This window comes from Frigoribacterium sp. NBH87 (assembly GCF_014217665.1).
GTDB classification, from domain to species: Bacteria; Actinomycetota; Actinomycetes; order Actinomycetales; family Microbacteriaceae; genus Frigoribacterium; species Frigoribacterium endophyticum.
The window spans coordinates 2992534-3006116 of sequence record NZ_CP043650.1 but is presented as its reverse complement, the minus strand read 5'-3'; the positions used below and the strand labels follow the sequence as shown (position 1 = coordinate 3006116).

The 13583-nt window shown below is 72.5% G+C and carries 12 protein-coding genes; 3 read left to right on the top strand and 9 right to left on the bottom strand.

Annotation, left to right across the window (positions count from 1 at the left end):
• Nucleotides 1-19 precede the first annotated feature (19 nt).
• From F1C15_RS14025 to F1C15_RS14015, 3 genes are read left to right on the top strand one after another with little or no spacing between them, the layout of a single operon-like run.
• Nucleotides 20-1774, top strand: coding sequence for a biotin carboxylase N-terminal domain-containing protein (locus F1C15_RS14025; RefSeq protein WP_185231898.1), 1755 nt, complete (start codon nt 20-22; stop codon nt 1772-1774).
• 51 nt (nt 1775-1825) lie between these two features.
• Entirely contained in the window at nt 1826-2659 is an 834-nt protein-coding gene (locus tag F1C15_RS14020; protein WP_056053268.1) for a purine-nucleoside phosphorylase, read from the top strand.
• A complete protein-coding gene (locus F1C15_RS14015) occupies nt 2656-4332 on the top strand; it encodes a phospho-sugar mutase (protein ID WP_185231896.1) in 1677 nt (558 codons plus the stop codon). The genes F1C15_RS14020 and F1C15_RS14015 overlap by 4 nt, the downstream gene beginning before the upstream one ends.
• 80 nt (nt 4333-4412) lie before the next feature.
• On the opposite strand, the gene F1C15_RS14010 is transcribed toward F1C15_RS14015, so the two are convergent.
• The 9 genes from F1C15_RS14010 to F1C15_RS13970 all read right to left on the bottom strand — a co-directional run bounded on the left by F1C15_RS14010 (nt 4413) and on the right by F1C15_RS13970 (nt 13505).
• Complete coding sequence (locus F1C15_RS14010; RefSeq protein ID WP_167258650.1) at nt 4413-4685, bottom strand: PTS sugar transporter subunit IIB; 273 nt, start codon at nt 4683-4685, stop codon at nt 4413-4415.
• Nucleotides 4682-5170, bottom strand: coding sequence for a PTS sugar transporter subunit IIA (locus tag F1C15_RS14005; RefSeq protein WP_185231893.1), 489 nt, complete (start codon nt 5168-5170; stop codon nt 4682-4684). The genes F1C15_RS14010 and F1C15_RS14005 overlap by 4 nt, the downstream gene beginning before the upstream one ends.
• A gap of 1 nt (nt 5171) precedes the next feature.
• Entirely contained in the window at nt 5172-6296 is a 1125-nt protein-coding gene (locus F1C15_RS14000) for an adenosine deaminase (protein WP_185231891.1), read from the bottom strand.
• Nucleotides 6297-6407: 111 nt separating this feature from the next.
• Nucleotides 6408-7700, bottom strand: a complete 1293-nt coding sequence (locus F1C15_RS13995) for a thymidine phosphorylase (protein WP_185231889.1) — start codon at nt 7698-7700, stop codon at nt 6408-6410.
• Nucleotides 7701-7810: 110 nt separating this feature from the next.
• Complete coding sequence (locus F1C15_RS13990; protein WP_185234386.1) at nt 7811-8173, bottom strand: cytidine deaminase; 363 nt, start codon at nt 8171-8173, stop codon at nt 7811-7813.
• A 53-nt stretch (nt 8174-8226) separates the two neighbouring features.
• A complete protein-coding gene (locus F1C15_RS13985; protein WP_056053248.1) occupies nt 8227-9516 on the bottom strand; it encodes an ABC transporter permease in 1290 nt (429 codons plus the stop codon).
• A complete protein-coding gene (locus F1C15_RS13980) occupies nt 9513-10790 on the bottom strand; it encodes an ABC transporter permease (protein ID WP_185231887.1) in 1278 nt (425 codons plus the stop codon). The genes F1C15_RS13985 and F1C15_RS13980 overlap by 4 nt, the downstream gene beginning before the upstream one ends.
• Nucleotides 10787-12307 (bottom strand): ABC transporter ATP-binding protein, encoded by a 1521-nt coding sequence (locus F1C15_RS13975; protein WP_185231885.1) that lies wholly within the window; start codon nt 12305-12307, stop codon nt 10787-10789. Before F1C15_RS13975 ends, F1C15_RS13980 begins: the two co-directional genes overlap by 4 nt.
• 118 nt (nt 12308-12425) lie before the next feature.
• Entirely contained in the window at nt 12426-13505 is a 1080-nt protein-coding gene (locus tag F1C15_RS13970) for a BMP family protein (RefSeq protein WP_185231883.1), read from the bottom strand.
• Nucleotides 13506-13583: the final 78 nt, after the last annotated feature.

Here is a 13583-nt window from a genome sequence, read left to right as displayed (position 1 = left end):
CGCAATAGGGTGAGGAACTATGCCTCGTATCAGCAAGGTCCTCATCGCCAACCGTGGAGAGATCGCCGTCCGCGTGATCCGGGCCGCCCGCGACAGCGGCATCGGCTCCGTCGCCGTCTACGCCGACCAGGACCGCGACGCCCAGCACGCCCGCCTCGCCGACGAGGCCTACGCGCTCGAGGGCACGACGAGCGCCGAGACGTACCTCGTCATCGACAAGATCCTCTCCGTCGCCCGCCGCTCCGGGGCGGACGCGGTGCACCCCGGCTACGGGTTCCTCGCCGAGAACGCCGACTTCGCGCGCGCCGTCACGGCCGCGGGGCTCGTCTGGATCGGGCCCTCGCCCGAGGCCATCGAGCAGCTGGGCGACAAGGTCAGCGCCCGCCACATCGCGGAGCGGGTCGGCGCCCCGCTCGCCCCCGGCACCCTCAACCCGGTCTCCGGGGCCGACGAGGTGCTCGAGTTCGTCGACCAGCACGGCCTCCCCGTCGCCATCAAGGCGGCGTTCGGCGGCGGCGGCCGCGGCCTCAAGGTGGCCCGCACCCGCGAGGAGGTCCCCGAGCTGTTCGAGTCCGCGACCCGCGAGGCCGTCGCCGCCTTCGGCCGCGGCGAGTGCTTCGTCGAGAAGTACCTCGACCAGCCCCGGCACGTCGAGACCCAGTGCCTCGCCGACCAGCACGGCAACGTCGTGGTCGTCTCCACGCGCGACTGCTCGCTGCAGCGCCGTCACCAGAAGCTCGTCGAGGAGGCGCCCGCGCCGTTCCTGACGGAGGCCCAGGTGGAGGCCCTCTACAGCGCGTCGAAGGCCATCCTCCGCGAGGTCGGGTACGTCGGCGCCGGCACCTGCGAGTTCCTCGTCGGGAAGGACGGCACCGTCTCCTTCCTCGAGGTGAACACGCGCCTCCAGGTCGAGCACCCGGTCTCGGAGGAGGTCACCGGCATCGACCTCGTGCGCGAGCAGTTCCGCCTCGCCGAGGGCGGCGCGCTCGAGTACGGCGACCCCGTCGCCCGCGGGCACTCGTTCGAGTTCCGCATCAACGGCGAGGACGCCGGGCGGGGCTTCATGCCCGCCCCCGGCCCCGTCCACGTGTTCTCCGCCCCGACCGGCCCCGGCGTCCGCGTCGACAGCGGCGTGCAGGCGGGCGACGAGATCAGCGGGTCGTTCGACTCCCTCCTTGCCAAGCTGATCGTCACCGGGGCCACCCGCGAGGAGGCCCTCGAGCGCTCGCGCCGCGCCCTCGACGAGTTCGCGGTCGCCGGCCTCCCCACCGTCCTGCCGTTCCACCGCGCCATCGTGCGCGACCCCGCCTTCGCCCCGGCCGACGGGGCGCCCTTCTCGATCTACACCCGGTGGATCGAGACCGAGTTCGAGAACGACATCCCCGCCTGGAGCGGCGAGGCCGAGGCGCCGCGCGCGCTCGACGAGCGCACCACCGTCGTGGTCGAGGTCGGCGGCAAGCGCGTCGAGGTCTCGCTGCCGGCCGGTCTGGGGGCCCGCACCGCGCCTCCCGCCGCCGCTCCCCGCCGGCGCTCCGGCGGGTCGACCGTCGTCACCGCGACGGGCTCGCAGGTGACGTCGCCCATGCAGGCCACCGTCGTCAAGCTCGCCGTCGAGGAGGGCCAGTCGGTCGTCAAGGGCGACCTCGTGCTCGTGCTCGAGGCGATGAAGATGGAGCAGCCGGTCGCGGCCCACCGCGACGGCGTCGTCTCGGGCATCTCGGCCACGGTCGGCCAGACGGTGTCGTCGGGGCACGTGCTGCTCAGCATCGACTGACGCCCGCGGCGGCGCCCGCCGGCCCGGGGAGCAGACCCTAGAGTGGAGCGCATGTCCGAGACACCCACGCACCCCCTCGACGACCCCGCTGCCGACCCGTTCGAGGTCGCCCGCACCGCCGCTGCCGACATCGCCCGGGCCACCGGCGTCGAGCGCCACGACATCGCCCTCACGCTGGGCAGCGGCTGGGCCGCGGCGGCCGACCTGATCGGCGAGACCGTCGCCGAGGTGCCCGCCACCGAGATCACCGGCTTTAGCGCCTCCGCGGTGGTCGGCCACACCGGCTCGATCCGCAGCATCCTGCTGCCCAGCGGCAAGCACGCTCTCGTCATCGGCGCCCGCACGCACTACTACGAGGGCCACGGCGTCCGCCGTGTCGTGCACAGCGTCCGCACCGCGGCCGCCACCGGCGCGACCACGATGATCCTCACCAACGGCGCGGGCGGCATCAAGGAGACCTGGAAGCCGGGCAGCCCCGTGCTGATCAGCGACCACATCAACCTGACCGCCGACTCCCCCCTCGAGGGCGCGACCTTCATCGACCTCACCGACCTCTACTCGGCGCGGCTCCGCGAGCTCGCCAAGGGCATCGACCCCTCGCTCGACGAGGGCGTCTACACGCAGTTCCGCGGGCCGCACTACGAGACCCCCGCCGAGGTGCAGATGGCGAAGGCCATGGGCGGCCACATCGTCGGCATGTCGACGGCCCTCGAGGCCATCGCCGCCCGCCAGGCCGGCATGGAGATCCTCGGCATGTCGCTCATCACCAACCTCGCCGCCGGCATCCAGAAGGAGCCGCTGTCGCACCAGGAGGTGCTGCAGGCCGGCCGCGACGCCGAGGCCGCCATCAGCGACCTGCTCTCCCGCATCGTGGCGGCCCTGTGAGCGGCGACGCGACCACGGACCTCCTCGCCGACGCGCAGGCCTGGCTCGACCAGGACCCTGACGAGGTCACCCGCGCCGAGCTCGCCGCGCTGCTGACGGCGGCGCGGTCGGGCGACGACGCGGCGACCGCGGAGCTGCGCGACCGCTTCGACGGCCGCCTGCAGTTCGGCACGGCGGGCCTCCGCGGCGCCCTCGGAGCCGGCCCGAACCGCATGAACCGCGTGCTCGTGGCCCAGGCGGCAGCGGGCTTCGCGGCGTTCCTGGTCGGCCGTGAGGCCACGCCGTCGATCGTCATCGGCTACGACGGCCGGACCAACAGCGACGTCTTCGCCCGCGACACGGCGGAGATCATGGCCGCGGCGGGCGTCTCCGCCACGCTGCTCCCCCGGGCGCTGCCCACCCCCGTGCTCGCCTTCGCCGTGCGCCACCTCGACGTCAGCGCCGGGGTCATGGTGACCGCGAGCCACAACCCCGCCGCCGACAACGGCTACAAGGTGTACCTCGGCGGCCTCGACGCCGGGTCGCAGATCGTGTCGCCGGTCGACACGGAGATCGCCGCCCTGATCGAGGAGGCCGCGCGCCGGCCGGTGTCCGAGATCCCCCGCTCCGACGACCACCGGGAAGCCGGCGACGACCTCGTCGGCGAGTACGTGGCGCGCACCGCGGCCCTCACCGGCACCGCCGCGTCGGGCTCGCAGCCCCGCGTCGTCTACACGGCCATGCACGGCGTCGGGTGGGAGGTCGCCCGTCGCGTCTTCGCGACGGCCGGCTTCACCGAGCCCGTGCCCGTCGCCGAGCAGTCGGCGCCCGACCCCGCCTTCCCCACGGTCGCCTTCCCGAACCCCGAGGAGCCCGGGGCGCTCGACCTGGCCTTCGCCACCGCCGACCGCGTCTCCGCCGACCTCGTCATCGCCAACGACCCGGACGCGGACCGCCTCGCGGTCGCCGTCCCGGGCCCCGAGGGGTGGCGGCGCCTGACCGGCAACGAGGTCGGGGCCCTGCTGGGGTGGCGTGCCGCCGAGCGCGCCCGCCGGGACGACGTCGACGGGACCCTCGCGGCGAGCATCGTCTCGTCGCCGGCCCTCCGCGAGGTCGCCCGCCGCTACGACCTCGACTACCGCGACACCCTCACCGGCTTCAAGTGGGTCTCCCGCGTCGGCGGCCTGCTGTACGGCTACGAGGAGGCCCTCGGCTACCTGGTCGACCCCGCGAAGGTCCGTGACAAGGACGGCATCTCCGCCGCCGTCGAGATCCTGGCCCTGGCCACCGAGCTGCACGGCCGGGGCTCGAGCATCGCCGAGCACCTGCGCGACTTCGACGCGGAGTTCGGCGCATACGCCTCCTCGCAGATCTCGCTGCGCGTCGACGACCTGGAGCGCATCACGGAGCTGACCACGCGACTCCGCCAGTCGCCGCCCCGCCAGATCGGCACGCGACGGGTCGACCACGTCGACGACTTCGTGGACGGCTTCGGGGAGTTCCCCGCGGGCGACGTCCTCCGCTTTTGGTTCACCGACGGCTCGAGGGTCATCGTGCGCCCGAGCGGGACGGAGCCGAAGCTCAAGGTCTACATCGACGCGTCGAGCACCGACGGAGACGCCCTGGCTCGCCGGGCCGCCGCCGAGGCGGCCGTGGCCGACCTCGACGCGGGCATGCGGGCGTTGCTGGCCTAGTCCGCCGCGAGACGAGGACGGAGGCCGCTCCCCTGAGAGGGGCGGCCTCCGTCCGTGCGTCCGTGCCCGGACCGGCTCCGTCAGCCCAGCGAACGCTGCAGCTTCTCGGTGAGCTCCTGCTGGTCGAAGTGGTTCTGGATGACGATGACGTCGGCGAAGGTCTGGCCGATGGCCTCGACGAACTCGGCGGAGGTCAGGATCACCTGGGCGTCGTCGGCGACCCCCGCCAGGGAGCCGATGTCGGCCGCGACGACGTCCGCCTCGATGTCGAGCTTGGCCAGGACGCGCTCGGCGTTGACCTTGAGGATGCCGCTGCTGCCGATGCCGACGCCGCAGATGGTCACGATCTTCACGGGGAGCCCTCCTCGGGCGTCGAGCGGCCGCCGTCGGCCACGGCGGGAGCGCCGAGCAGCCGACGGACCTCGTCGGCGGAGGCCGCGCTGGCGAGGGCGGGGATGACCGAGGCGTCGTTGAAGACGTTCGCGATGTCGGCGATCGACTCGAGGTGACCGCCCACCGACTCGACGGCGAGGCCGAGCACGACGCTCACCGGGTCGTTGTGCGGGTGCCCGAAGGCCACGGGAGCCGCGAGGGTGACGACGGCGAGGCCGTCACGCAGGACGAGGTCGTCGGGCCGGGCGTGGGCGAGCGCGAGGCCCGGCGCGATGACGACGTACGGGCCGTGCTCGTCGATCATCCGCACCATCTCGTCGCCGTAGCCGGGCAGCGCCGACCCGGAGGCGACCAGCGCGTCGGCCGCCGCGTGCACCGCCGCGCGCCAGTCGGTGACGGGCGCGGCGATGACGACGGCGGAGTCGGGCACCGGGGGCAGCGTCACGTCAGACCGCCTCGAACCCCGCCGTGATGCGGTCGGCCAGCTCGTCGCGGTCCTCCAGCGGGAGGAAGCTCGACGCGGCGGCGTTGAGCTGGAACGCGAGCAGGTCGTCGAGGCCGTAGTCGAACGCCTGGGCCAGCAGCGCGAGCTCCTTGCTGAGGCTCGTGTCGCTCATCAGGCGGTTGTCGGTGTTGACCGTGACCCGGTAGCCGAGCTGGTAGAGCAGGTCGAAGGGGTGGTCGTCGAGGTCGGGGCCCCAGGCCGAGATCGCCCCGGTCTGGAGGTTCGACTGCGGGGAGAGCTCGAGGGCGATCTCGCGGTCGCGGACCCACGACGCGATCGGGCCGAGCTCGACCGTGGTCTGGCCGCCGCGGGCCTCGACGACACGGATGTCCTCCGCGAGGCGGACGCCGTGGCCGAGGCGCAGGGCCCGGCCGTCGAGGAGGGCGCTGCGGATGCTGTCGAGGCCGTCGGCCTCGCCGGCGTGCACGGTGACCGGGAAGAACTCGCGCGCGAGGAGGTCGAAGGCGGGGCGGTGGGCGCTGGCGGGGAAGCCCGCCTCGGCGCCGGCGATGTCGAACCCGACGACGCCGTTCTCCCGGTGGCGCACCGCGAGCTGGGCGATCTCGAGGCCGCGGTCGGCGTGGCGCATGGCCGTGATCAGCTGGCCGACGGAGATGTCGTGGCCCTGGCCGGAGAGCTCCTCCACGGCCTGGTCGATGCCCGCCTGGACGGCCTCCACCGTCGCGTCGAGCGACAGGCCGGCGGTGAGGTGCTGCTCGGGGGCCCAGCGGACCTCGCCGTGCACGACGCCGTCGGCCGCCAGGTCGAGGACGAACTCACGGGCCACGCGGTGCAGGCCCGCCTCGGTCTGCATGACCGCCGTCGTCACGTCGAAGGTGGCGAGGTAGTCGGGCAGGTTGCCGGAGTCGGCGCTCTCGACGAACCAGCGCCCGAGCGCCTCCGCGTCGCCCCCGACCGGCAGGTCGTAGCCGATCTCGTCGGCCAGCTCGATGATCGTCGAGGGGCGGAGCCCGCCGTCGAGGTGGTCGTGCAACGACACCTTGGGGAGGGAGACGATGCTGGGGCCGCCGTCAGGCAGTCGGTAGTCCTTGTCCGGAGCGCTCATGGGGACCAACCTACCCGTGCGCGGGCCCCCGACCCTGGACGACCACGGCGAGCCAGCCGGGCGCTCGTCGGGCACGCCCGGCGCACCGGCTGGACGCCGCCGGGACGGGCGTCAGGAGACGCGCTCGGCCACGATCGGCCCGCGGGTCGTCCGCTCGTCGCCGATGCTCCAGGCCCCCTGCACCGCCTCGAGCGCGCGCTCGAAGCGCGCGGGCTCGTCGGTGTGCAGCGTGAACAGGGGCTGGCCCGCCGTCACCGCGTCGCCCGGCTTCGCGTGCAGCTCGATGCCGGCCGCGGCCTGGACGGGGTCCTGCTTGCGGGCGCGGCCCGCGCCCAGGCGCCAGGCGCCCACGCCGAAGGGCAGCGCCCGCTGCTCGGTGAGGTACCCGCTGCGCTCGGCCGTGACGACGTGCGTCCCGCGCGCGGTCGGGAGCGCCGCGTCCGGGTCGCCGCCCTGGGCGCGGATCATGGCCTTCCAGGCGTCCATCGCGCGGCCGTCGTCGAGCGCGGCCTCCACGTCCGCGTCGGGCTGGCCGGCGAGGGTCAGCATCTCGCGCGCCAGCGCGACCGTGAGCTCCCGGATGTCGGCCGGGCCGCCGCCCGCGAGGGTCTCGACGGACTCGCGCACCTCGAGGGCGTTGCCGATCGTCAGGCCGAGCGGCACGTTCATGTCGGTGAGCAGGGCGGTCGTCGCGACCCCGGCGTCCGTGCCGAGGTCGACCATCGTGCGGGCGAGCAGGCGCGACTGCTCGATGTCCTGGATGAAGGCGCCCGAGCCGAACTTGACGTCGAGCACGAGGGCCGCCGTGCCCTCCGCGATCTTCTTGCTCATGATCGACGACGCGATGAGGGGGATGCACTCGACCGTGCCGGTGATGTCGCGGAGCGCGTACAGCTTGCCGTCGGCCGGGGCGAGGCCCGAGCCGGCCGCGCAGACGACCGCGCCGGTGTCGGCCATGATCTCGCGCATCCGCTCGTTCGAGATCGACGCCTGCCAGCCGGGGATCGACTCGAGCTTGTCGAGCGTGCCGCCCGTGTGGCCGAGGCCGCGGCCCGAGAGCTGCGGCACGGCGACGCCGAACGAGGCCACGAGCGGGGCGAGCGGCAGCGTGATCTTGTCGCCCACTCCCCCGGTCGAGTGCTTGTCGACGGTGGTCTTGCCGAGGCCGGCGAAGTCCATCGTCTCGCCGCTGCGGATCATGGCCAGGGTCATGTCGCGGATCTCGCGGCGCTCCATGCCGTTGAGGAAGATCGCCATGGTCAGCGCCGACATCTGCTCGTCCGCCACGTACCCGCGGGTGTAGGCGTCGATCAGCCAGTCGATCTGCGCGGTGCTGAGGGCGCCCGAGCCGCGCTTGACGCGGATCAGGTCGACGGTGTCGAAGGGCTCGACGGTGGTGGTCATGGGGTCTCCTCAGCGGTGGCGGCGTCGTTCCGGAGGTGTCTCGCCGGCCCCGGAACGACGCCGGACGGAGGGCGGGGGCGAGGAGGCGCGGTGCACGCCCCGAGGGGCGCCTACGCCTGCGAGGCTCGGAACTCCTCGAGCTGGCGCGGCCCGAACGCGTCGGGGATGACCTCGTCGATCGTGCGGAAGCCCGAGACGGTGTCGAGCACCATGGAGGCGTCGGAGTGCTCGTAGAGCAGCTGCCGGCAGCGACCGCAGGGCATCAGGACGTCGCCGTTGCCGTCGACGCAGGCGAAGGCGACGAGTCGCCCCCCGCCGCCCATGACGAGGTCGGTGACGAGGGAGCACTCGGCGCAGAGCGTGATGCCGTACGACGCGTTCTCGATGTTGCAGCCCGAGACGAGCCGGCCGTCGGTCGTCAGCGCGGCCGCCCCGACGGGGAACTTCGAGTAGGGGACGTACGCCTTGGACATGGCCGCCCGGGCCGCGGCCCGGAGGGCCTCCCAGTCGGTGGACTCGACGACGCTCACGACTTCACGTAGGCCTTGCCGGAGGCGGCCGGGCCGCGGGACTGGCCGACGAGCCCCGCCACGGCGAAGATCGTCACGACGTAGGGCAGCATCAGCATGAACTCGCTCGGCACCGGGGAGCCGATGGCCCCGAGCACGTTCTGGAGGTTCGAGGCGAAGCCGAACAGCAGCGCCGCGAGCGTGGCCTTGATCGGGTCCCACCGGCCGAAGATCACGGCGGCCAGGGCGATGAAGCCCGCCCCCGCCGTCATCTCCTTCTGGAAGTTGCCCAGCGAGCCGAGGGTGAAGTACGCCCCGCCCAGGCCAGCGATGGCACCGGCGAGGGAGACGTTCCAGAACCGGGTCGCGTTGACCTTGATGCCCACGGTGTCGGCGGCCTGCGGGTGCTCGCCGACGGCGCGGAGGCGCAGCCCCCACCGGGTGCGGAAGAGCCCGTAGAAGACGACGGCGATCGCGACGTACATCAGGTAGACGATGATCGTCTGGCGGAAGAACACCGGCCCGATGATCGGGATCTGGCTCAGGCCGGGGATCGGCAGCTGCGGGAAGCGGACGCCCTCGTTGAGCGCCTCCGACTTCGTGAGCACCTGCGAGTACAGGAAGCTCGTGAGGCCCGTGACGAGCACGTTGAGCACGACGCCGACGATCACCTGGTCGACGATGTAGCGGATGCTGAACACCGCGAGGACCATCGAGACGAGCACGCCCGCGACCATGGCCGAGGCGAGGCCGACGACGGCCGACCCGGTGGCCGAGGCCACCACGGCCGAGACGAAGGCGCCGGCCAGCAGCTGCCCCTCGATCGCGACGTTCACGACGCCGACCCGCTCCGAGATGACGCCGCCCAGGGCGCCGAAGATGAGCGGCGTGCTGAGCGCGAGGGCCCCGAGCAGGAGGCCCGGCACGGGGATCGTCGCGTCGGCGCTCGTCCAGGTGAGGAAGGCGACGAGGAAGACGACGCCGAACACGCTGACCAGCCAGATCGGCACGCGCGCGGCGCGGACGGCCAGGAGGAAGGCGCCGACGGTCAGCAGCACCAGCACGACGGTGAGGACGACCCCCGTCGCGGCGGACGGCAGCACCGCGTCGGGCAGGGCGAAGAAGTCGGTGGGCGTCGAGAGGCGGAAGGTGCTCCGCCCCTCCCGCTGCAGGCCGACGAAGAGCACGACGGCGATGACCGAGAAGACCGCGAACGCGATCGGGGCCTTGAAGCTGCGCGTGACGGCGCGGGCGAGGCCGGGCGTGGGCGCGGCGGGAGCCGCGACGTCGGGGGTGAGGGTGCTCACTTGGTGACCACCGCCTCCTTCTTCGAGGCGCGGGGGGCCCTGCGGGCACCCGGCGCGGGCAGACGGAAGATGCTGCGGACGAGCGGCGGGGCCGCGACGAACAGCACGATCAGGGACTGCACGACGAGCACGATGTCGATCGGCACGCCGTTGGCCGCCTGCATCGAGTAGCCGCCGGCCTTGAGGGCACCGAAGAGCACGCCGGCGCCGAAGACGCCCCACGGGCGCGAGCGACCGAGCAGAGCGACGGTGATGGCGTCGAAGCCGATGCCGGCGTCGATGCCCGCGGTGAAGCCCGTGGTGAGCGTGCCGAGCACCTGCGTCGAGCCCGCGACGCCCGCCAGGGCGCCGGAGATCAGCATGGCGTACAGGTAGATGTTCTTGACGTCCATGCCGGCCGTGCGGGCGGCGTGGGGGTTCTCGCCCACCGCGCGGAACCGGAACCCGAGCGTCGACCGGTTGATGAGCCACCAGACGACGGCAGTCACGACGATCACCAGGATGAAGCCCCAGTTGAGGTTGTAGCGGGCCCCGAAGAGATCGGGCAGCACGGCGCTCGGGAGCGTCGCGGGCGACTTCGGGTTCGGGCTGCCCGGGGCCTGCAGGAGGCCCGGCGTGCGCAGGGCGAACGAGATCAGGTAGAAGGCGATGTAGTTGAGCATGATCGTGAGGATCACCTCGTGCGCGCCCGTCCTGGCCTTCAGCAGGCCGACGAGCCCGCCCCACACGGCTCCGCCGGCGATGCCGGCCAGGAGCGCGAGGGGCAGGTGGACCGCGAGCGGCAGGTCGAACGAGAAGCCGACCCACCCCGCCGCTCCGGCCGCGACGAGCATCTGGCCGCGGGCACCGATGTTGAAGAGGCCGACCCGGAAGGCGAGGGCGACGCCGAGACCGGCCGCGATGAGCGGCACCGAGTAGTTGAGCGTCTCGGTGAGCGGGCGGATCCCGGCGGCAAAGCCGTCGACCCGGAAGTTGTAGACCGCGCCCTGGAAGAGCGACGAGTACGCCCCGCCCACCGTCTGGCCGAAGGCCTGGAAGAAGTCGGTCGGCCGCGACGCGAAGTACCCGAGGGTCGACTGGACCGTGGGGTCGGTGAAGCCGATCAGCAGGCCCGAGACGACGAGGGCGAGCACCACGGCGAGGACCGAGATGGCCGCGTTGCCGGTCGTGATCTCCCGCAGGAGGCGCGACCCGCGCGAGTCGTCCGGTCGCGTCTCCGGGGCGGCCGGGCCGCCTGCCGGGGTCGGGGTGGTCGTGGTGGTGGCGTCGCTCACGCTGCCTGCTCCGTTCCGTGCGGCGTCTCGCCGGCCATCATGAGCCCCAGCACGTCGCGGGGGGTGTCGGCGGGGACGATGCCGATGATCGAGCCGCGGTACATCACGGCGATGCGGTCGGCCAGGGCCACGACCTCGTCGAGCTCGGTCGAGACGACGATGACGGGCACGCCCTGGTCGCGCGTCTCGACGATGCGCTTGTGGACGAACTCGATCGACCCGACGTCGATGCCGCGGGTGGGCTGGGCCGCCACGAAGAGGCGCAGGTCGCGGCTCAGCTCGCGCGCGAGCACGACCTTCTGCTGGTTGCCGCCCGACAGGCGCCCGGCGGGCGTGGTGATGCCCTGGGTGCGGATGTCGAACTCCCGCACCTTCTCGACCGCGAAGGCGGCGAGCTCGGCGAGGCGCAGTGAGCCGCGCTTGACGAACGGCCCGGACTGCGAGCGGTCGAGCATGAGGTTCTCGGCGACGGTGAACTCGCCGACGAGGCCGTCCTCGTTGCGGTCCTCGGGGACGAAGCCGACCCCGGCGTCGAGCACGCGGCGGACGCTCAGCCCCGTGATGTCGCGCCCGTCGAGCGTGACCCGGCCCTCGACCCGGCCCTGCAGGCCGAGGATCGCCTCGGTGAGCTCGGTCTGGCCGTTGCCCTGGACGCCCGCGATCGCGAGCACCTCGCCGCGGCGCACCTCGAACGAGACGTCGTCGACGACGACCTGGCCGATGGGGTCGAGCACCCGGAGCCCCTCCACGACCAGGGCGGCCTCGCCCGGGACGGCGGGGGCCTTCTGGACGGTGAGCTCCACCGCGCGGCCGACCATGAGCGACGCCAGCTCGGCGTTGGTCGCCGTGGGCTCGGCCTCGCCGACCACCTTGCCTAGGCGGATCACCGTGATGCGGTCGGCGACCTCGCGCACCTCGCGGAGCTTGTGGGTGATGAAGACGATGCCCGTGCCGGCGTCGCGGAGCTGACGCATGATGACCATGAGCTCGTCGGTCTCTTGGGGGGTCAGCACGGCGGTCGGCTCGTCGAAGACGAGGACCTCGGCGTCGCGCGAGAGCGCCTTGACTATCTCGACGCGCTGCTGCACGCCGACCGGGAGCTCCTCGACGACGGCGTCGGGGTCGATGTCGAAGCCGAAGCGCCGGGAGATCTCGCGCACCTTCGCGCGGGCGGCCTGCAGGTCGAGCCGCCCGCCGGGGCGGGTCTCCTCGTGGCCGAGCATCACGTTCTCCGCCACCGTGAACACGGGGACGAGCATGAAGTGCTGGTGGACCATGCCGATGCCCGCCGCCATGGCGTCGCCGGGGCCGGAGAACCGCTGGACGACGTCGTCGAGCAGGATCTCGCCCTCGTCGGCCTGGTACAGGCCGTAGAGCACGTTCATGAGCGTGGACTTGCCGGCGCCGTTCTCACCGAGGAGGGCGTGGATCTCGCCCGGCTCGACGGTGAGGCTGATGTGGTCGTTGGCGGTCAGTGCGCCGAATCGCTTGGTGATGCCCTGGAGCTCGAGCTTCATCTCGTCAATCTACCTCGGGTGTAGGCGTGGGAAGGGCCCGGCCGAACGGTGGGGACCGTCCGGACCGGGCCCTCGATCAGGCAATGCTAGACGATGCCTGAGGGGGTGCCGGCTCGGCTCAGCTGAGGGCCGAGGGCGACTCGACCTCGATCGAGCCGTCGATGATGCCGGCCTTGATCGTGTCGAGCTCGTCCTGGAGCCCGGCGTCGATCTTGTCCTCGTAGTCGTGGAACGGAGCGATGCCCACGCCGTCGTTCTCGAGGGTGCCCACGTAGGGCTCGTTCGAGAACGAGCCGTCGGCCGACTGGGTCACGACGTCGTTCGTGGCCTGCTTGATGCCCTTGAGCACCGAGGTCAGGAACAGGTCGCTGTTGGCGCTGTCGGTCTCGTAGGTGTCGGAGTCGGCGCCGACCAGGACGACGTCCGAGCCGGAGTCGCGGATGGCCTCGGCGGCGCTCTGGTAGATCGGGCCGCCGACGGGCAGGATGACGTCCGCGCCCTGGTCGATCAGGGTCTGGGCGCTCTGCTTGGCCGTGGTGCCGGCCTCGAAGCCGCCGGTGAAGGTGCCGGTCTGCGACGCGACGTCCCAGCCGACGACCTTGACGTCGGCGCTCTTCTGCTCGTTGTAGTACTCGACGCCGTCGGCGAAGCCGTCCATGAAGATGGTGACGGTCGGGAACTGCATGCCGCCGAAGGTGCCGACGGTGCCGCTCTTCGAGTAGCTCGCCGCGGCGTAGCCGGCGAGGAAGGCCGCCTCCGACGTGTTGAACGTGATCGGCTTGACGTTGTCGGCGGTGATCGACGCGTCGTCGATGGTGGCGTAGTTCACGCCGGTGTTGGCCTCGGCCGCCGTCTTCGTGGCGTCGGCGAGGGCGAAGCCGACCGTGACGATCAGGCCGCAGCCCTGGTCGGCGAGGTTCGAGAGGTTGGCGTCGTAGACGGTCTCGTCGGCCGACTCGACGGTCTTGGCCTCGGCGCCCGCGGTCTCCGCGGCCTCGGTCAGGCCCTCGTAGCCCAGCTGGTTGAACGACTTGTCGTCGAAGCCGCCGGCGTCGGACACCATGCAGGGCACGAAGTCGCTCGAGCTGCCGCCCGCGGCGTCGTCGCTCTCGGGGGCCGAGGCACAGCCGGCCAGGATGGCGACGGTGCTCGCCAGGGCGAGGCCGCCGAAGACGGCCCTGCGCGCAGTTGTAGTCAAGTTGTCCTCCAAGGTGCTGCCCGGCACGAGACGCCGGGCACGTATGGCGACAGGTTACCTACTGCGCGGAGCCCCTCC